This is a genomic window from Pseudanabaena sp. BC1403 (assembly GCF_002914585.1).
In the GTDB taxonomy this organism is placed as follows: Bacteria; Cyanobacteriota; Cyanobacteriia; order Pseudanabaenales; family Pseudanabaenaceae; genus Pseudanabaena.
Genome location: NZ_PDDM01000014.1, coordinates 119,159 through 138,313, shown reverse-complemented (window position 1 = coordinate 138,313; position 19,155 = coordinate 119,159). Strand labels below are relative to the sequence as shown.

16 protein-coding genes are annotated in these 19,155 nt (G+C 41.8%); 11 read left to right on the top strand and 5 right to left on the bottom strand.

All coding sequences use genetic code 11. From position 1 onward, the window contains the following. Positions 1-27: 27 nt before the first annotated feature. Positions 28-2,007 carry a CHASE2 domain-containing protein gene (locus CQ839_RS14240; protein WP_103668942.1) on the bottom strand — a complete coding sequence of 660 codons (1,980 nt, stop codon included), beginning with the start codon at positions 2,005-2,007 and terminating at the stop codon, positions 28-30. A 145-nt stretch (positions 2,008-2,152) separates the two neighbouring features. Between CQ839_RS14240 and CQ839_RS14235 the strand changes: the two genes are divergently transcribed. From CQ839_RS14235 to CQ839_RS14205, 7 genes are all read left to right on the top strand, one after another. Beyond that, the gene (locus CQ839_RS14235; RefSeq protein ID WP_103668941.1) at positions 2,153-3,358 is read left to right on the top strand and encodes an AAA family ATPase; all 1,206 of its coding nucleotides are present in this window, start codon (positions 2,153-2,155) and stop codon (positions 3,356-3,358) included. Beyond that, complete coding sequence (locus tag CQ839_RS14230) at positions 3,355-4,098, top strand: DUF4435 domain-containing protein (RefSeq protein WP_103668940.1); 744 nt, start codon at positions 3,355-3,357, stop codon at positions 4,096-4,098. The genes CQ839_RS14235 and CQ839_RS14230 overlap by 4 nt, the downstream gene beginning before the upstream one ends. 94 nt (positions 4,099-4,192) lie before the next feature. Next, positions 4,193-5,101, top strand: coding sequence for a homoserine kinase (gene thrB / locus CQ839_RS14225; protein WP_103668939.1), 909 nt, complete (start codon positions 4,193-4,195; stop codon positions 5,099-5,101). 121 nt (positions 5,102-5,222) lie between these two features. Next, on the top strand, positions 5,223-5,510 hold the full coding sequence (locus CQ839_RS14220) for a hypothetical protein (RefSeq protein WP_103668938.1): 288 nt from the start codon (positions 5,223-5,225) through the stop codon (positions 5,508-5,510). A 152-nt stretch (positions 5,511-5,662) separates the two neighbouring features. After that, positions 5,663-6,655, top strand: coding sequence for a Gfo/Idh/MocA family protein (locus tag CQ839_RS14215; protein ID WP_103668937.1), 993 nt, complete (start codon positions 5,663-5,665; stop codon positions 6,653-6,655). A gap of 182 nt (positions 6,656-6,837) precedes the next feature. Further along, positions 6,838-7,671: a universal stress protein gene (locus tag CQ839_RS14210; protein WP_103668936.1), complete on the top strand. Its 834-nt coding sequence runs from the start codon at positions 6,838-6,840 to the stop codon at positions 7,669-7,671. A gap of 367 nt (positions 7,672-8,038) precedes the next feature. Beyond that, entirely contained in the window at positions 8,039-9,643 is a 1,605-nt protein-coding gene (locus CQ839_RS14205; protein ID WP_181016202.1) for an adenylate/guanylate cyclase domain-containing protein, read from the top strand. A 127-nt stretch (positions 9,644-9,770) separates the two neighbouring features. On the opposite strand, the gene CQ839_RS14200 is transcribed toward CQ839_RS14205, so the two are convergent. Further along, a complete protein-coding gene (locus tag CQ839_RS14200) occupies positions 9,771-10,994 on the bottom strand; it encodes an HD domain-containing protein (protein WP_103668934.1) in 1,224 nt (407 codons plus the stop codon). A 263-nt stretch (positions 10,995-11,257) separates the two neighbouring features. Between CQ839_RS14200 and cpdA the strand changes: the two genes are divergently transcribed. From cpdA to CQ839_RS14185, 3 genes are all read left to right on the top strand, one after another. Beyond that, complete coding sequence (gene cpdA / locus CQ839_RS14195; protein ID WP_103668933.1) at positions 11,258-12,082, top strand: 3',5'-cyclic-AMP phosphodiesterase; 825 nt, start codon at positions 11,258-11,260, stop codon at positions 12,080-12,082. A gap of 153 nt (positions 12,083-12,235) precedes the next feature. After that, positions 12,236-13,369 carry a glutamate 5-kinase gene (gene proB, locus CQ839_RS14190; RefSeq protein ID WP_103668932.1) on the top strand — a complete coding sequence of 378 codons (1,134 nt, stop codon included), beginning with the start codon at positions 12,236-12,238 and terminating at the stop codon, positions 13,367-13,369. A gap of 208 nt (positions 13,370-13,577) precedes the next feature. Next, complete coding sequence (locus tag CQ839_RS14185) at positions 13,578-14,099, top strand: DUF1993 domain-containing protein (RefSeq protein WP_103668931.1); 522 nt, start codon at positions 13,578-13,580, stop codon at positions 14,097-14,099. 129 nt (positions 14,100-14,228) lie between these two features. Here the strand turns inward: CQ839_RS14185 and bchE are convergent, their stop codons facing one another. From bchE to CQ839_RS14170, 3 genes are all read right to left on the bottom strand, one after another. Further along, complete coding sequence (gene bchE / locus CQ839_RS14180; protein WP_103668930.1) at positions 14,229-16,268, bottom strand: magnesium-protoporphyrin IX monomethyl ester anaerobic oxidative cyclase; 2,040 nt, start codon at positions 16,266-16,268, stop codon at positions 14,229-14,231. A 76-nt stretch (positions 16,269-16,344) separates the two neighbouring features. Continuing rightward, positions 16,345-16,638 carry a DUF3593 domain-containing protein gene (locus CQ839_RS14175; protein WP_103668929.1) on the bottom strand — a complete coding sequence of 98 codons (294 nt, stop codon included), beginning with the start codon at positions 16,636-16,638 and terminating at the stop codon, positions 16,345-16,347. A 19-nt stretch (positions 16,639-16,657) separates the two neighbouring features. After that, positions 16,658-16,960 carry a DUF2499 domain-containing protein gene (locus CQ839_RS14170; RefSeq protein WP_103668928.1) on the bottom strand — a complete coding sequence of 101 codons (303 nt, stop codon included), beginning with the start codon at positions 16,958-16,960 and terminating at the stop codon, positions 16,658-16,660. Between the two features lie 518 nt (positions 16,961-17,478). On the opposite strand from CQ839_RS14170, the gene CQ839_RS14165 reads away from it, so the two are divergent. Then, positions 17,479-19,119: a 4Fe-4S binding protein gene (locus CQ839_RS14165; RefSeq protein WP_103668927.1), complete on the top strand. Its 1,641-nt coding sequence runs from the start codon at positions 17,479-17,481 to the stop codon at positions 19,117-19,119. The last annotated feature ends 36 nt before the right edge of the window (positions 19,120-19,155 follow it).

Sequence of the window (19,155 nt, the reverse complement as noted above, 5' to 3'; positions counted from 1 at the left end):
GTGGCGAAGCCACATTTTTAATGCCATTTACTCACGGCGGGTTGGTAACTGACCTTTTTTGAGGATGTCGATCACCGCAGTATGTCGCTTGAGATCGTTGTGGACTTGATCGTAAATTTGGCGATCGCTACCCTTCAAACCAATCACGCCATAGAGCCTTACATTGCCAACCCGACCTTTGAGCGCATGATCGCCAAAATCAACAACATCAATTTCATCCTTGACAATTTCGTAAAGTGATTCAGTAATGACAATATCTGTCTCAAGTTCCTTGGTCATTCCTTCGACACGACTTGCTACGTTCACAGTATCACCAATTACCGCATATTCGAGGCGGCGAGAGGAGCCAATATTGCCAACAGTTACTTCTCCGTAATTAATGCCAATTCCATTTGAAAATGGGATTTTATTTTCAGACTGCCAGACCTTACGAAGTTCCATTAATGCCAATCGCATATTTAGAGCCGCGTTAATCGCATTCATCGCATCGGCTTTCTCCCCCCGCGAGACAGGTGAGCCAAATTCCGCCATAATTGCATCGCCGATAAACTTATCAATTGTGCCTTGGTATTCCAAGATCGCATCCACCATGCCGCCCAGATAAGTATTGAGCTGTTGGATTAGTAATTTTGCAGGGAGGCGACTAGAGAGGGTCGTAAAGCCACGAATATCTGAGAAGAGAACGGCTGCTTTGAGTGTGTGACCTTCTAATAAATCACGAAAACCTTCTGGCTGATTAATGATTTCTTCGACAATTGGCGCTGCGACATAACGCTCTAGAGTGCGTCGCAGCAAGAGCTTATCAATTTGAGCAGCGATCGAGCCAGTAGTTAAAAGGGCTATTCCATTTAAGCTGATCGCGATCGCAGGAATTGCCACAGGCAAAATCGTACTCGTGTAAATAAAGCTGACATATCCAATCCCAAACCATGCGATCGCAATGATAAAAGCCGTTAATATCTGGGTAGTTGGGCGCTTGAATCGGCAGAGGATAGCACCTGATATACCGACAAACAACAGCGTAAAGATCCCCTCCTGCATTGGATTAGCAAATAGCCCAGCCATGCTTTTCCCCTGCATGAGCGTAGCGATCGCATTGGCATGAATTTCTACCCCTGCCATTCTCCCCATCGCTGAGTTTTGAATATCTTGCTTTGATGCAGCCGTTGCCCCAATTAGAACGATTTTATCTTTAAAAAATTTGCCGCCTTGAAGTTGTTCACTATTCCAATTGTATGGATCGATCACATAATAAAAGGGAAGCTGTTGTCGAGCATTTGTCCATGTATCCGCACCACCAAAGAAATAAATTCCATCGCCCTTGGGTTTAGGATAGCTAATTTTCGCTACATTCAGACTTGAAGCGGCAAAAGTTGGCACAATCGGTAACCCACTATCTGCTGGCGGCTGCACGCCCAAACGGTGAATTCCATCAGTAACTTCAGGACGAAAATTAATTAGTCCTAGCGTATTTGGCTTTAATTGAAAAATCCCTTCAGGCGAGGCAAGCTGCATAATATTCGCTTCACCGATTTGTGTAAATTCATAGCTAGCAGCGAATACTGCTCGCTCTCCATATTTAGCGATCGCGGCTTGGAACTTACCATCATCAGCAGCCCCATGATCTCCAGGAGTCACAAATAAAATATCGAAGGAAACGACTTTAGCGCCAGCTTTAACCAGTTTTTCGAGTGCTTGGGCATAGACTACCCGTTTCCATGTGGTTGTGCGAAATGGCTCTAAAAATGGACGGGTTTTGGGATCATAAAATTCGCCTTGGCGTAAAGAGAGATCATCGATCGCCAAAATCACAATATCTTTAGGTGGAGCAATCGGGCCACGCCAGTTAAAAAATGCTGATTGGGTCTGTCGTTCGAGACTTTGGACTTCATTTAGCTCTAAGCCTGTCGCGATCGCACTCAAAGCTGCGATCGCGCCAATCAATGCATAGCCAATAAATTTGGGACTTGATAATGCTTTGAATTTATTTTTGATATTGGCTTTCATTACATTTTTTCGATGTGCTCGATCAAAATTTTATACCAATTTTCAAAATCGCTAAAATATTTACAGTTCAGCGCTCGCCTTTCAGCCAAAACGCCTACGCTAAATTTCTTGTACAATTAATAGCGATCGCGATCGGCAAAGAAATATGAAACTTAAAAGAGTCTCTGTCAAAGGTCTAAATAATAAAGTTGATTGTGATTTTGAATTTCACGACGATATAAATATTGTCACAGGCATCAATGGTTGTGGAAAAACAACATTCTTAAAAATGCTCTGGTATGCCATTTCAGGAAATATCGAGTATCTTTTATCTGAAATAAGTTTTGAATCATTTAACTTAGAAACAAGCTATTTTCAACTATCTCTAAGCAGCAAAGATACTGTTGTTGAGTGGAAATATAATGGCAATGAGATTAAAAAAAATGGTCTTATCAATTTAGATAAATATAGTTCAGCACAAGAAATTGCATCATTGCAATCACTAATAATAGAAAGTAATACATCATCTCTTTTCTTTCCCACTTTTAGGAGGATTGAAGGAGGATATTCAATCGTAAATACTGAAACTGTACGACGTATTACAACTCCAGCAAAGAACATTTATCCTTATCAGTTGCCAAGTCCGATCCCTACCCCCCTGTCACCAATACCATTCCCTATGATAGGACCAACTGGGGCGTTGCAATCTGAAAGAAGTAGAGATTACATAAATATAAGTATAAAAGATGAATTTAACAATCTGTCAAATCGTATAAGTATTGGAGCGCATAGGTTTATTTGTTCTATTTCAACTCACGATCTTGGCTTATTGCTAAAATCACGTTATATCGAGATTTCCGAAAAAACAAATGGAGAGTTTCTTAAGTTTAGTGCCTCATTGAGTAGTCAAGTTGAAAATATAGCGTCAGATATGGCAAGTGGTAAAATCGATGCTTTGGATATCCTCACTAGACTAGAGCAAGAAAATAATGCTGTTAATAATAAACGGAATGAACTACTCAGACCTTTTGAGGTTTTATCTGAATTAGTTACTAATGTTATGCACTATAAATGTATCAAGCTCGATGATTTTACCCTTGGAGAGTCAGGTAATGCGATAGATTCTAGATTGCTTTCGTATGGTGAACAGCAAATGCTGAGTTTTCTTTGCTATAACGCATTTTATGAAGACTCAATAATATTTATTGATGAGCCTGAGATGAGTCTACACGTAGATTGGCAACGTAGGCTATTTCCGAATTTGATGAAACAACAGTCTAGCAACCAGTTTATTGTTGCTACACATTCTCCTTGCATTTATTCTAAGTATCCAGACAAAGAGATTATCCTTTCAGAGGAGAAAGGTAAATGAGCTATTCTGTAGAAGAAATAATCAGTGAGTTATCTAAACCAACAGCACTTTTAAAAGTTTTAGTCGAAGGGAAAGATGATGCTTTAGTTTATAGATATATAGAAGATAAGCTTAATGATCTAATTAGTATAGACAATAAAGCTGATGTTATTGTATGTGGTGGAAGACTAGAACTTATTGAGGTTTTTGAAAGCAGAGAAAAATTCAAAAATACCAAGGTTGTCTTTCTTGCAGATAAAGATATGTGGTTTTTTGTAGGCGTGCCAAAAGACTATGAAGACATAGTATTTACAGATGGTTATTCAATAGAAAATGACATTTATATTGAGTCAGTTTTTAACAGTCTATTGGATAGAGATGACATAAAACTTTTTGAAGGCTTAATCAAGGAGTTATCAATTTGGTTCGCATTTGAAGTTAATAGATATAAAGAAACTGGCGATTCCAAATGTGATGTTAGTGTAGATAGAGTTTGTCCAAATAATACTTTTTGTCCTAACTTCAAGAAGAGCATAAATTTTATCGATCCACCTCAACATCTTATAGATCTAATTTGTGCTGAATATACTAGGGCTTTACGTGGGAAGAACTTATTTCAAGCTCTATCAAGGGTCCTCAATAAAGATAGACCTTCCTCATTTAGCTACGCCAATCTTCTAAAACTAGGAGCAAAACTTGAAAACCAAAAAATTGAGCAGCTTATTAACAAACTATCGAGTAAGTTTCAAGAATATGGGTGAGGTAAGCATTATGAACTAAGTAGATATAACTAATTGCAAAACAGCTAACTATAAAATTACAAACTTCCTAAAAACATTTACTAATTTTTTCAACATGACCATTTTTGAAGTTTCCGTTCCTGCGACTACAGGCAACCTTGGCCCTGGATTTGATTGCCTTGGTGCTGCGCTATCACTTTATAACCGTTTTGAATTCTCCTTCGCCGATCGCCTCACAATCACAGCGTCGGGTGAAGGCGCAGACAAGGTAGAGCGGGACGAGACAAACCTTGTGTATCAGGGTATTGCTAAGTTTTATCATCATATTGATCGCAAAATCCCCGCGATCGCATTTCACACAGACACAGCCATCCCACTATCGCGAGGCTTGGGTAGTTCAGCAACCGCGATTGTCGGTGGCATTTTTGGCGCGAACCTGTTGGCAGGATCACCACTTGATCGCATGGAGTTATTGGACTTAGCGATCGCCATGGAAGGACATCCTGACAATGTGGCTCCCGCGATGCTCGGCGGATGTCAACTAATGGCATCAAATCAAGCAGATGGCTGGGAATTTTGCGATTTGCAATGGCATCAAGATATTGCGATCGCTGTAGCAATTCCTGACTTTGAGTTATCGACTGCCGAAGCACGCAAGGTTTTACCAAAACAATTTTCGATGCATGATGCAGTTTTCAACGCTTCCCACTTGGCATTGTTAACGCATGGGATTCAGACAGGGAAGGCTAGTTGGCTTAAAGCAGGACTACAGGATCGCTTACATCAGCCCTATCGCCAAAGTCTGATTACAGGTATGGCGGATGTACAGACAGCAGCGATCGCAGCAGGAGCCTATGGCATGGTGATCAGTGGCGCTGGTCCAACACTACTTTCTTTAGCCCCAATGGGTACAATAGAATCAGTCGCCCAAGCAATGCAACAAGCATGGCAAGCAATTGGTGTAACGGCTATTACTAAATGTCTAGCGATCGCAAAAGATGGTACAACATTCAAAACTCGTTAGATTTTATGTGCAACCCCGAACCAATAGATTTTTTAAAAGTGTTGCTTCGCAACACTTTTAAAAAATCTATTGGTTCGCTTGATCAAAAATTGCTATATTTGACCGACACTGTAGGAAACATATGTCTAAATTTCAATTTTTACTAATCTCTGCACTGATTTCCTCAGTGGTGCTGCTATTTGTTGGCAGTCGTGACGGAAATCCTTTTGATTCCGTATTTCCGATCGCAGTGGTCATTGGGCTAGCGGTCGTGGCTCAGAAGTATCTGTCAGAAAAAGTTTGGAGTCGCTTTGCGCGTTGGGTGAACGAGACAACAGGACGCAAAGTTTTTTATGTGCGATCGCCTCGCCAAAAAGTTGCCCCAGAACGCAAACTATTACCTCCTTCTAAGCTCAATCGTCTCAAATAAGCCAAGAACTTGAGTTCTTGGCTAAAAGCTCAAATCTGCTGAAGCAGACTGAAGAATTATCTTAAATTAACCCGTTTCAACGGATTTGAGCTTTTAGCCCGCACTTGAGTGCAGGGCTTCCGTGTTTGCAATAATTACATAACTTCCAAATCATGACCAGTTACGAGACTCTTCATCAACCTTTGCGAGTTGGCATCGTTGGCTCTGGCTTTGTTGCCAAGTTACGCACCGAAATCTTCAGTCAAGATCCACGCATTATCGTGACAGCGATCGCAGGCAATCTCGAAAAATCACAAGCGATCGCCAATGAATTCGCGATCGCAAATGTGCATCAATACTGGTCAGAACTAGTCATGCGTCCCGATATTGACTTAGTTGTGGTTTGTAATGTTAATCGTGATCACGCGGCAGTAGTTGGACAAGCTTTGCGATCGGGCAAGCATGTGATTGTAGAGTATCCCCTTTCATTTAGCCTTTCTGAAGCAGAGGAATTGGTAAAACTTGCTCAGCAACAGAACTTAATGCTGCATGTCGAACATATTGAACTTTTGGGCGGTGTGCATCAATTGGTGATGGAACATTTAGCTAAAATTGGCACTCCTTTCTATGCAAGATATTCCACTAAAAGTCCACAACGTCCTGTCCCAGACAAATGGACTTACAAACCAGATTTGTTTGGATTCCCCCTGACAGCAGCAGTCTCTCGACTCAATCGGATTATCGTTCTCTTTGGAAAAGTAAAGTCTGTCTCTTGTCAGTTACGCTATAGTGGCGACAATTTGCCGCGTCATTTTACTTCCTGTGTTTGTAATGCTCAACTTCAGTTTGAGAATGGAGTTATTGCTGATATCGGCTACAGTAAAGGCGAAAACTTTTGGCAGCCAGAGCGAATTATGGAGTTGCAGGGTAGTGACGGAGCGCTAATTTTTTCTGGAGATAAGGGAAAATTAATTACGGCGGATGGAACATTGGAACTTGACGCAGGGACGACAAGAGGCTTGTTTAAGAAAGACACCGAAAACGTTCTTTTGCATCTGTTTTCAGGTACGCCGCTTTATACCAGCCATGAGAGTATCTTGCATTCTCTTGCAGTTGCCAATGCTGCGGAAAAGTCAGCGATCGCAAATCAAATCATTACCCTATAAAAACAAACAGGTAAGAATAGGCAGCGCGAAGCGCCGCCTATTCTTACCTGTTAAACAAGGGGCGCGTAGCGCCCTTGTTTGGGTTTTAATGTTTAATTTTTAAGAATTTCAACGTTTTACAGCGATCGCCTTGTAATTAAGCTTTACTCAAGATATAGCAAATTCATTAAATATCTAAAAGTATGTTTCAACAAGTTTTATTAGCTGTTGATGGTTCTGGGCGATCGCGCGAAATGATGAATATGCTGCTAGCCCTGCCTAGTATGCAAACTTTACAAATTAACGTACTGCATGTAATCCCCAACTCAACTAACTCGGAAGCGGTTACGGAATATCGCATCGCGGGTGAAAAGATTGTCGAAAGAGAAGTAAAAAGTTTGCGTTTGACATCAGGTAATACCACTGTATCGATGCTCAAAGAAGGCGAACCCAAAGATGTTGTGTGCAAAGTAGCCGAAGATCTGAAGCCCGACTTAATGATCATGGGATCTCGCGGTATGGGAAGATTACAAGCAATTTTGGCAAACTCAGTCAGTCAATACGTTTTTCAATTGTCTGACGCACCAATGTTGCTAATCAAAGACGATGTATACATCAAAACCATCCGCAGCGTCATGGTTTCCGTCGATGGCTCTGCTTCATCCAACAACTGCCTTGATCTTGCCATTAAAATCGTAAGCGGTGCTAAGGATGTAGAAATCTTCTTGGTAAGGGTGGTTAAGCGCAAGGAAGATGCCAATGCCAACACTGATCCTGTGTTAGTTGAAGCTAGCGCTAAACTCAAACGGATGAATATTCCTTCACGCTCCTTTATCAGTTCTGGGGACATTGGCAAAGAAGTCTGCAAGCTTGCTGATGAGTCTAATACTAGCCTTTTGATGATTGGATCACCCGATCGCCGCCCTTCGATCGCCCGTAGTTTGCCCGATCTTGATCGCTTGTTAGGTTCTTCAGTATCTGACTATGTGCGCGTCAATGCCACAGTACCAGTGTTGCTAACTCGCACAATAGAGTAAAAGAACCCATATTTGTAGCGCGGCTTCGGCACTACAAATATGAGCAAAAAAAGCTAAACCAAAAAGAGGAAATCGACTGCTAAGCGGTCGATTTCCTCTTTTTGGTTTTATACCAATTCACAGAAGTTTTGTCACACTTTTTTGAATTGAAAAGCAAACCCTGTAAGGGTTTTAAAAACGCCAAGCGGCTTAGCCACTTGGTGTTTTGGTATTAGTCGAGATGTTCAGTAAAATGTCTGATGCTACGAATTGATCATTTAGGTTACGGTTATGCAAGTTTTTCAGGCTCTGATTGATATATGTCATTGTTCTCATTACGATCGCAGATCAATTATTCGCCCTCAAAATTTAGTGATAAATGAAATTGATGAGCGCAACAAACAATGTCAATCAGTCACAAGTTAATCTTGTTGCAGCATTCCAAGCAGCGCAAGATATTGCACGAGAGTTAAATGTTGATAAGCTTGTTGAGATTAGTCTTTCCGTATTATTAAGGATCTCAAAAGCTAAGTCTGGTTTTATCATTTTAGCCGACAGTCAAGAATATACGATCGCTGCCATCATCTCAGAGCGATCGCCAAATTTAGAGATAGATCAAAGATTAGCCCTAACATGCGCTGAGCCTTCTAGTTTGCCAATGTTGATGGTGCGCTATACCTTAGACAATCGCCTAGAAACAATCTGGAATCAAGATAATCCTGATCCACATTTTGCCGATGATCCCTATTGGTTGGCTCATTCTCCTCAAGCAGGTTTATGTATACCGCTATGCGAGGCAGAAGAATTATTAGGAGCAATTTATTTGGAGGATAGCAGCAGCAATCAACTACTACAAGTAGAGTACCTCCAAGTCTTGCGATCGCTAAGCCAGCAAGTAGCAATTTCACTTGTGCGATCGCGCGAATTATCAAGTATTACCCAGCGCAAAGATTTTGAAGAAGCTTTACAGCGTAGTAACTCACTTTTAAAAGCTCAGCGTGAAACCTCATTTGATGGAGTTTTGGCAGTAGACGAGCAAGGACGGATTGTTAGCTATAACAATCAATTTTGTGAATTATGGCAAATTCCTGATTCAGTTCTGCAATCTGTGGAGTATGGAGGATTACTCAGCCTTTTACAACATCATCTGCAATTACCCGATGGATTAGTTGAAGCTCTTGAAAATGCCTATGATTCTCCTGAGAAGTATACTCAACGCGAGATTTACCTTGCCGATCGTCGCGTGATTGATTGCTATTCAGGACAGGTACATTCTCCTGAAGGCAAATTTTATGGGATGGTGTGGTACTTTCGCGATGTGACAGAACGTATTTGCATATTGCAAGAACTCCGCGCAGAACAAGAGCGCTCTGAGCGTTTATTACTAAACATGTTGCCTGAAAAGATTGCCAAAAAGCTCAAGCATAGTCGTGCCTCAATGGCAGATGGCTTTGAAGAAGTATCAGTTTTATTTGCTGATATTGTTGGCTTCACTGAATTATCCAGTCACATGTCGCCTGTACAACTTGTCGGTCTGCTCAATCGTATTTTTTCGATGTTTGATAGCTTGTGTGATCATTACAAACTCGAAAAAATCAAAACCATTGGTGATGCCTATATGGTGGTGAGTGGATTGCCTGAGCCAAGAGCCGATCATGCCGCTGCGATCGCCAGTATGGCTCTCGATATGCAAAAGTCTATCTCTCAAGTTAAGTCACGGGAAGGCATCCAAATCTCGATGCGGATTGGCATTAATTCAGGTCCAGTAATTGCTGGAGTGATTGGAACGAAGAAATTTATTTACGATCTATGGGGTGATACTGTCAACGTTGCGAGTCGGATGGAATCATTGGGCTCACCGAAGGCAATACAGGTTACTGAAGAGACATACTCACGTTTACGCGACCAATTTAATTTTGAGCAGCGTGGCTTGATTCCAGTAAAAGGAAAAGGTGAAATGATGACCTATTGGCTAGTAGGCAAGGTTAATTAAAAGATACTCCTTTCCCAGTCAAGAAATAGCGGTGCGGGGCTTCGCCCCGCACCGCTATTTCTTGGTTTTATATGTCTATTTCTTGGGTGGGAAGGGATTAGGTGGACTTTGTCCACCTATCTTTTGTTTATGGATGCACTAGCCATGCTCTCTGAATTGGCTGGACGATCGCCTGTACTAGTGACGATAACCGCGCAATATCCTGCAAACCATTCTCAGTCTGGACATTAATTCCCTGCTTATAAATGCTATAGCCCTTAGTTCGAGACACTCTAATACCGCAATAGTATTTAGGATCTAGCCCTTGCGAAATTAATTTCTCGCGCCAACTATCTAGGCTCTCTTGTTGCTGAATGTCATCCAAATGCGAAATATCTGTAGCTCGAAACAAATCGCGATCTAAAAAGCGACGGCATAAATCCGCAAGTGTGCGATCGCTACTATCTCGCCATCTATGCATGTGATAAGTAAAAACTGTGTCATCGGAAGCAAAATATTCTTCGCATGTTAGAGATTGTGGCTCTTGAGTTAGCCAAGCTGTCATCGTAGGATCTCTAAATATTTGATCATGATCACCCGTAGCAATTAAGAGTTTAGCTCTGCGAAAAATTCTTTCTAATAAAAATCTTGCTGCTAAGTTTTTCGGATGATTATAGACCTGCAAATACATAAAGTAGCGCACCGTCAAATAATGCTCGATCGCGACAATTCCCTTACGACCAATTACTAAGTTTTGAGAAATAGGATCAAAACGCAAAGCCAGTAAAATCCGATCAAGATCCAATTGCCCATACTTAGCACCAGTGAAATAACTATCTCGTTCTAAATAATCAAGGCGATCGCAATCAATTTGACTAGAGATTAGCTGATAGATAAATGGCACGGAATATTTTTTCGTAAATACTCTTTCTAAATCCGCAATTAACTCGGTTGAGAAGCTATTCAGAACCTCAGCAATTTGGCGGAACTTTAGCAATCGCAAAGTCCATGTTTCATGATTACTCCCAAAAACTTCTTCCGATGCGTGGCTATAGGGGCCATGCCCAAGATCATGGAGTAAAGCCGCTACTAATACCAATGTCCGATGGATTGCAAGGTAAGGATATTTAGTGGCGATAGTGTCGAAAGCACGACGGGTCAATGCCATTACACCTAGAGAATGTGTGAATCGCGAGCCTTCAGCTCCATGAAATGTAAAGTAAGCAATATCCAACTGACGAATCCGCCTCAATCGCTGGAACTCAGGCGTATCAATCAATTGAATTAATAAAGCTTCAGTGCGATCATTACTATCAAGAGTTATCGCGCCGTGTATTGGATCGTTATAAGTACGTGACTTGCCAAAGAGCATAAATTTTATGGTCTGTGATACAAATCACATTGCACCGACTACGGATATCATAAGTTAGTAAGGAGAAATATAGTTTTTGCTTTTACTTTTTTGACAATATCTTAAAATATTGTAAAAAAAGATAAATAAACAGATTAGCTTTCTAGTTATCTGCTCTATGGGCTGAGCGGATGCTGATTTCTTAAATTGATCAAAGCATCTCAAGAAATTAGTATGGAAATAAATAGTTGCTACTTAAAGCTTATTTGGACGAGCTATGTAGTATGAAAAATGTGATGAATTACGGTAGTTTTGTTTCTATTGCACAGTTAACCGATATTCATTTATTTGAAGATATCGAAGGTTCTTTGGTGGGTATTCAGACTGAAAATTCTTTTCAAGAAGTTTTAACTGATATTAAAAGGACTTTACCAAAGATCGATTTCTTGCTTTTGACGGGGGACTTAACTCAAGATGGAAGTGTAGCATCCTATGCTCGCTTGCGTCGAACTCTTGATAAGTATGGTATTCATAGCTATTGTTTAGCAGGTAATCATGATGATTTGCCCTTAATGCAAATTCATTTACCTAGCGAATATGTACATCTAAGCCGATCTCTAAATGTTGGTCAATGGAGAATTTTGTTGCTTAGCTCCGTTGTCGTTGACGCAGTTCACGGACATTTAGCAGATTCAGAATTAGCATGGCTAGAAGATACTCTGAGTGCTTATCCCGATCGCCCAACCTTAATTGCCTTTCATCATCCTGCCGTGCCATTAGGCTCGAAATGGATCGATGGGATTTGCTTGGAAAATCAGGATCAGTTTTGGGAAATTTGCGATCGCCATCCACAAATAGAAGTCGTCTTGAATGGACATGCTCATCAAGATTTTGATCAAATTTATGAAACACCTCATAATTCTGTTCGCTGTCTGGTGACACCTTCAACCTGTATTCAGTTTCAGCCCAAAAACAACAAGTTCCAAATTGATAGTCAGCCTCCTGGATTCCGTCATTTACGACTTTATCCTAATGGAGTAATGGAAACAGAAGTTCATCGCCTCAAAGTTGGCAGCTTCCATCCTGATCTCGCTGCGATCGGTTATTAAAAACTAGTTACAGCAAATTATGAATAACCGAAACCCAGTATTTTTGTTGAGAGTGTTGCTTTGCAACACTCTCAACAAAAATACTGGGTTTTATTTCAGCACAAAGCACGGTAGGATGAAAAATCACTAGATTTTTTATCCTACCCTTTACAGATGCAACCGCAGATCATTGTTATTAAAATTGGCACATCTAGTCTTAGTCATCCCGAATCAGGTGATTTGCAACTAGCGACTATCGCCAAGTTAGTTGAAGCGATCGTGCATTTGCGACGAGATGGACATAGTGTTGTCTTAGTGTCTTCGGGCGCGGTAGGAATTGGCTGCGGAAGACTGGGTCTGAAACAACGTCCCCGCAAAATTTCTAAAAAGCAAGCAGTGGCGGCTGTAGGACAAGGACGATTAATTAGGATTTACGATGACTTTTTTGGTTCATTACAACAGCCTGTTGCTCAAGTTTTATTAACGCGAGGGAATCTGATCCAGCGGCAGCATTACATGAATGTCCATGCGACTTTCCATGAATTGCTAGAGATGGGAGTTGTGCCAATTGTGAATGAGAATGACACGGTTGCAGTTGATGAGTTGAAGTTTGGTGATAACGATACACTTTCAGCTCTGGTTGCTAGTTTGGTCGAAGCAGATTGGTTATTTCTATTAACCGATGTTGATCGCTTATATACTGACGACCCTCGTCAAAATCCTGATGCAAAGCCAATTGAGTATGTAGAATATTCAGAACTACAAGACCTTAGGCAAGCGATCGGTGAGAAGCAGGCACTAGGAGTTCAAGGTGGTGGGACTCAATGGGGAACTGGCGGTATGACCACAAAACTTGATGCAGCCAGAATTGCTTCGGCGGCAGGAGTGCGAACTGTGATTACGCGAGGAGCTTTTCCTGAACGTCTATCAGCAATTCTCAATGGCGAAAACTTTGGCACACAATTTGCGGCTCAGCCCAAAACAGTTAATGCCCGTAAACGTTGGATTGCCTATGGCATGGTTCCTTTAGGCAAGCTATTTTTAGATGACGGAGCCGTGACTGCGGTTATTGGCAAAGGGCGATCGCTATTGCCTGCGGGAATAACCCAAGTAGATGGCAAGTTTGAAGCAAATGAGTCTGTGAGTCTATGCGATCGTGATGGCAAAGAAATTGCCAGAGGCATCTCTAACTACAGTAGCAGTGACATTCTTCGCATTCTCGGCTCCCAATCAGAAGATATCCCTAAATTACTTGGCTTTGATGGCGAAGAAACCGTAATTCATCGTGATAACTTAGTCGGTCTTTAAGAAACCATTTAAGAATTGTCTAGATCCCCCCCAGCCCCCCTTAAAAAGGGGGGAGAATTAAATTCTTCCCCCTTTTTAAGGGGGATTGAGGGGGATCTCTTAGAGCTTTTGACCGCAGAAAGTAATTCTTAAATGGTTTCTAAAATAAGATTTACTGTGAAAGTAATTAAACTGTAATTGCATTACAACTTGTATTCTTAGAAATCGCATGGAAAATCAGAAGATCAAAGTACTACAAAATATCTTCATTTCAAGGCTCGATACGTTAAGCCATCTCTTAACAGTATCGGAGAGTTATTTCGGAGAAGATGTGGAGTCTATATTGCAGCGTCGCATAGCGCCCGATATGTTTCCTTTCGGCACACAAATCGTATTTACTTGCAATCAGCCTCGCAACTTTGCATTGTGGTGCTTAGGACAGCCAGCTAACAACTTGCCCCCCGACGTAGCATCTTTAGATGAGGCTCGTGGTCACATTTCATCCACTAAGGAGTTGTTGGCAAGTATCAATGTTACCGATGCTACGCTTTCAGATGTCAAGCGAATCGAACTTGGGCAAGGTCTATACATCGAATTATCTGGACTCTCATATGTAGATGATTTTCTGATGCCAAACTTTTACTTCCATATGACGACTGCGTACGATATCCTGCGTATGGCAGAAGCACCAATAGGTAAGCGCGATTTTATGATGCATTTAGTCCCTTTCGTAAAACATCAAAGCAATTAACTACTCAAATCGCCAATATAAACTCCAAGCAGACGGTGATTGCTATAGACTCAGATATCTCGGATCAACACGATCGCTGAGGTAGGTTTGCTTTTTCCACTAATATCAGCGATCGCTAAATTATCAGGCTTAAACAGGAACAACATTTTCCAAAAGAGGCGCGATCGCAGGATCTTCATAGCGACCTTTTTTATGGGTGATATGTACTGCTTCTGCGAGTTTTTCAATGGGGGAATCCTTGAGACAGAAGCCATCTACACCCGCAGCGATCGCCTCGCATAGGATCGTGCTTTGTTCGGGAGTCACTAATATCAAAATCTTTGAGGGAATCACGTAGGAATTTTCTTGGACTCTCCGCGCAGAACGGAGAAACTTTACTAGATTCATGTCTGGAAGCGCCGCATCGACAACGGCAACATCCACATCGATCGATTCGAGAATGACCAGTCCTGTTTCGCCATTAGTTGCCTCACTCGCAACTTCGATACCCGCTTGCGATCGCAGATTTACCCGCAGATCGATCCGCGTTTGCTGATCGGCTTCCACTACCGCCACTTGAATCACATCATTCTTGACGACCTGCTCTTTGGTATAGGAATCAAGGGCGATATCATTGGGCGCACCACAGGCGGAAATCGTGCCGACAAAATCAATATCGGCGGAGCCAACCTGTCCTTTTTTAATGAGCGCCATTTGTTCGGGTGTCAAGATGCGAGCCTCATCGAAGCCAAAATCAATTTCCGTATGCAAGCCCTTTTGCTTGACGCGATCGAGATTATAGAAGCGCTTGTTGAGCGTCGTCTTCACAAATGCCCAGAGACAGCCCAAGAGATAACGCCGTTTGAAGGAATCTTTCTCAAACCAATATTCGAGGAACTTCCAAGAATAGAATCTAGCATAGTTGCGAAGTACTCCCTTCAGAACATCCTCACGACTCATATTGTCGGGCTTGATAATTGGCGTGACAAAGTTGTAGTGGGAGTAGTCGCGAATTTCCACTTTATCTTGCAAATCTTGGAAGAGTTCGGCAAAGGGCCAAGGAGTGTACATATTCCAATTGGTCATGTCCGCTTTCCAATCCCTTGCCATACGATAGGTTTCCTCGATGGTTTCAGGAGTTTCGTTTGGCAGCCCCATAATGAACTGCACTTCCGCAAGAATGCCATTATCACGAAGCAATTGCACCGCCCGTTTGTTATCGGCGATCGTGGTTTCTTTACGGAATAGATTCAGATTCAGTTGAGCCGAAGCCTCGGTTCCTAGAGATACATGAACTAAGCCAGCCTTGTGATAAAGCGGTAATTCCTTCTCATCGCGCAGAATGTCGGTAACTCGCGTATTAATACCCCAGTGAATGCCTAAGTTGCGATCGATCAACTCATTGCAGAGGGCAACAAACCTTGATTTGTTAATCGTTGGTTCTTCATCAGCAAGAATGAAAAAACCGACATTGTGATTCTTGACTAGCCGTTCGATTTCATCGACAAATTGCTTGGGCGATCGCGATCTGTATTTACGCCAAAACTTCCACTGCGAGCAGAACCGACAACGAAATGGACAGCCCCGTGAATAATTGGGAACTGCAACTCTAGTATTCAGAGGCGTGTAAATATATTTATCCCAATCCAATAAGCTCCAATCAGGAGTAAGCGTATTCAAATCCTTAATAGGTGGATGGGCGGGTGTAGCGACAACTTTGCCATCTTCTAAAAAGGCAATTCCTAAAATATTGCGGCGCTCTTGTATATCCGTAACATTCGCGATCGCCCTCAACAGATTCACCGTAATTTCTTCCCCTTCACCCCGAATGATGTAATCCACCCAAGGAGCCTCACTCAACACTTCACGATACATATAGGTAGGATGCACACCGCCCATGATTGCTTTCGCTTCTGGACAAACAGTTTTAACAAGCTTTAAAGTTGCCTGTGATTTATAAATCATCGGCGTGATCGCAGTACATAGCACCACATCGGGCTGATATTTTTTAATCTCGATTGCCAATTCCACATCACCAATGTTGTTACACATGGCATCGATAAAGCGGATTTCCGTAAAACCTGCGGTCTTTAATGCACCACCTACATAGGGAACCCAACTGGACGGCCAATTTCCTGCAATTTCTGCACCGCCAGAATGGTAGTTAGGTTGAATCATCAAGATACGCATAGCTTTTTCCTGCTTGGCTAAAAATGTTTCAGGCTTGATGAAGTCCTGCGCGAAGCGCAGGACTTCATCACTTTAATTAATTGAGCTTTGGCGATCGCAAGATCGCTTGACGAAATCCCAACACAACTAGGGTATTTGATAGAGTTAAGAAGGACTCGGCAGTACCGTGCAACCAATCGACATTGGAGAGCGAAGTTCCATAGACGATTTTGGTATAGATTCCCGCAGGAATGGTCACGCCAACAAATAGCAAGGTGCAATAAAACCCAATCAGTGCTAGCTTTGGCGCTTTCTGTGATCGCGTTAGCAACCAGAGAAATCCCAAATATGGAAACAGTGACAGAATAAAAAGAGTATCTTTAGAAATCATCGTTGTTATTCTGCATCCATTAGCGAGATTGAACAGATTGTTTCCATAAAAACCATGCCGCCACCATCAAAGTACAGTTGCCGAGTAAGGTCATAGTGGCTTGGATAGTGCCTAGCCAAGCCAGAGATGGATCGTTGTCATAAAAATGCCAAGTACAGACGCAGATAGCGCTGACGAGAGCAGGCAACATGGCGATCGCAAATCCTCGCCAAACTGGATTTTGACTGACCTTGGCATAGATCCAAACCAACCAAATTGCCACAATCCACTCCGTCACACTGAGGATATGAATGATCCAAGTTGGAATTGAGAGTGCGTGCATAGTTTGGTCTAGATTTTGTTAGAACTGCTGCTGTTGTGGGAGAAAGTAAATACCTTGCACCTAGATTTACATAGGTTTGAACTTATACCTAACTATAAGGTTACTAAACATTACAATTCAGTTTTTGTAGAGCGATCGCTAAGTCCCAAGCTAATGTCAAAAATCCAAAACAATCCTAGTAAGATTTGATAGGGGTTTAAGCCGTTATCGACAAATTGAGACTGACTATGATTGGTATTTGAAAAGTAAGCAAAGGTTTAAAAACAAAGGGGTTTACTAACTTTTTGTATCAGCAAAGAAAGGCTTATATCAACATATAAGGTTGAAATATTAAGGAAATCTAAAGCCTAATTTGATGCTCACTATGAACAGAATTACAAACACTTATCTAAGTATAAAGACTTAATACAAATTCTTTATACCTTAGAGATTTTTATCACCTTTAAATTGACCTGCAAGTTGTTAGGTGACTGAAAGTATAGTGTCAAAAATTCTCAAAGAATATTGGTGTTGTCGCTATGGCTTATAAAATATCCAGTGATTGTGCTGCCTGTTCTTCTTGTATATCTGTTTGTCCGACGGGAGCAATTTCAATTCAGCAAGGTAATTACTGGATCGATCCAGCTTTATGCAATAACTGTGAAGGATATGCGCCCGAACCTTTATGTGTCAGTGCTTGCAGCATTGGGGCTTCTCTACCACTACAACCCAAAAAAGGCAGAGTGAAATCCATTGAAAATCCCTTTACAGTTAGCCCTAGTTTGTTTGCTAATGGAGTCAGCGCTCCCTTCGCTTCAGCAATCGCCATTTGGGAAGCTTGTAATTTACTGGCTCAACGACAATCCTTAGCTTGGGACTTAGATGAGAAAGGGACTTTGGTATACGAACGAGCGGTCAGTCAGGGCAAAGGCAAAATCGCATTGCGCTTAAACAATATCATCAATTTTAGTTATCCGCGATCGCATATTGAAGCTCAAACGATCCTTGCATCAGACACTCTCGATATCCGTGCTACCTGTATGCACTTAATCTATGCAGCCCATGCCACAACCTTAGAAAAACCTTGGGAGCAAGAATTTACAATTAGCGATCGTCAAATTGAAGAATATCTTGGTTTAGATAAGCGCAAAGATTTGACGAAATCAACGAAGTTAAATCTGATTAAGACTCTCGCCATACAACCATGTTGGATTACAGCCCAAATTGATTGGCCGACACAGGGCAAAGTTGGAGCTTTCTCTTTGCCAGAAAGTCCACTTTGGCATTTATTAGAAATCGTACATCATTTTCATGAAGACGAAGAGGGATGTAAACATCTAGTTGGGCTAACTTTTAAAGTAAAAGCAGGAGCTTGGTCGCAATATTTCTTGAATAAAAAGGAATGCCATGCAGGAAGATCCTTTTATCAATATAGTACCCTGCCAAAGTCTCTGCTAGGGGCAATTATGAGCATTTGGCAACAACATGAAGGAGCGGCGCGGATGTTGCTCTGGTTGCTATTTAAAACCCGCATGGGAGATCAACAACGCATTATGGTGCTGACCCTGATGCGGGTTGCCTATGGCGAAGATCGGGTAAATCAAGCCGTGACTCAAAGGGAAGAAAGGAAACGCTTACTCAGAATGTTTGAGAGTGATTTAGAAGTTGTAAATCGCTATGGACTCAAGCCTATATTCGACCCCGTTAGCTATCCTGTAGAGATTCAACCGCTATGGTCGAAACTGGCGGATATCCCTGATGATGCTGAGGCCGCTCTAGAGTTCTGGATCAATGATGGCAGTGGCAACTTACGGCTCACCGATATTGGCCCACGTGGCAAGTGGCAAATGCTGATCAATGCTCGAATTCTATCCTTTGATTTACTCGCTGATTGGGAACATCCTGCGGAGCTTTCCCGCAAAAGAAGAAAAATTGAGCGATCGCAAAATCAGTCATCTAGACAAAAAAACAAGAGTTCTGGCAAAAAAATCCTAAACTCTCCTCAATCACTACTTTCAGGAGAACAAATTGCTTCGTTACGGAAAGATTTACAAATTAGTCAGCGCACCTTAGCGGAGAAAATTGGGAAGAGTCAAAGTTGGATTCGAGATGTAGAAAACGGTAGATTTCAGGCTAAGCACAATGAACAACAGTTAATCCGCCAAGCGTTGAAAATATAGATTACAGCAAAACACGAAATGGATAAGCCATTTCGT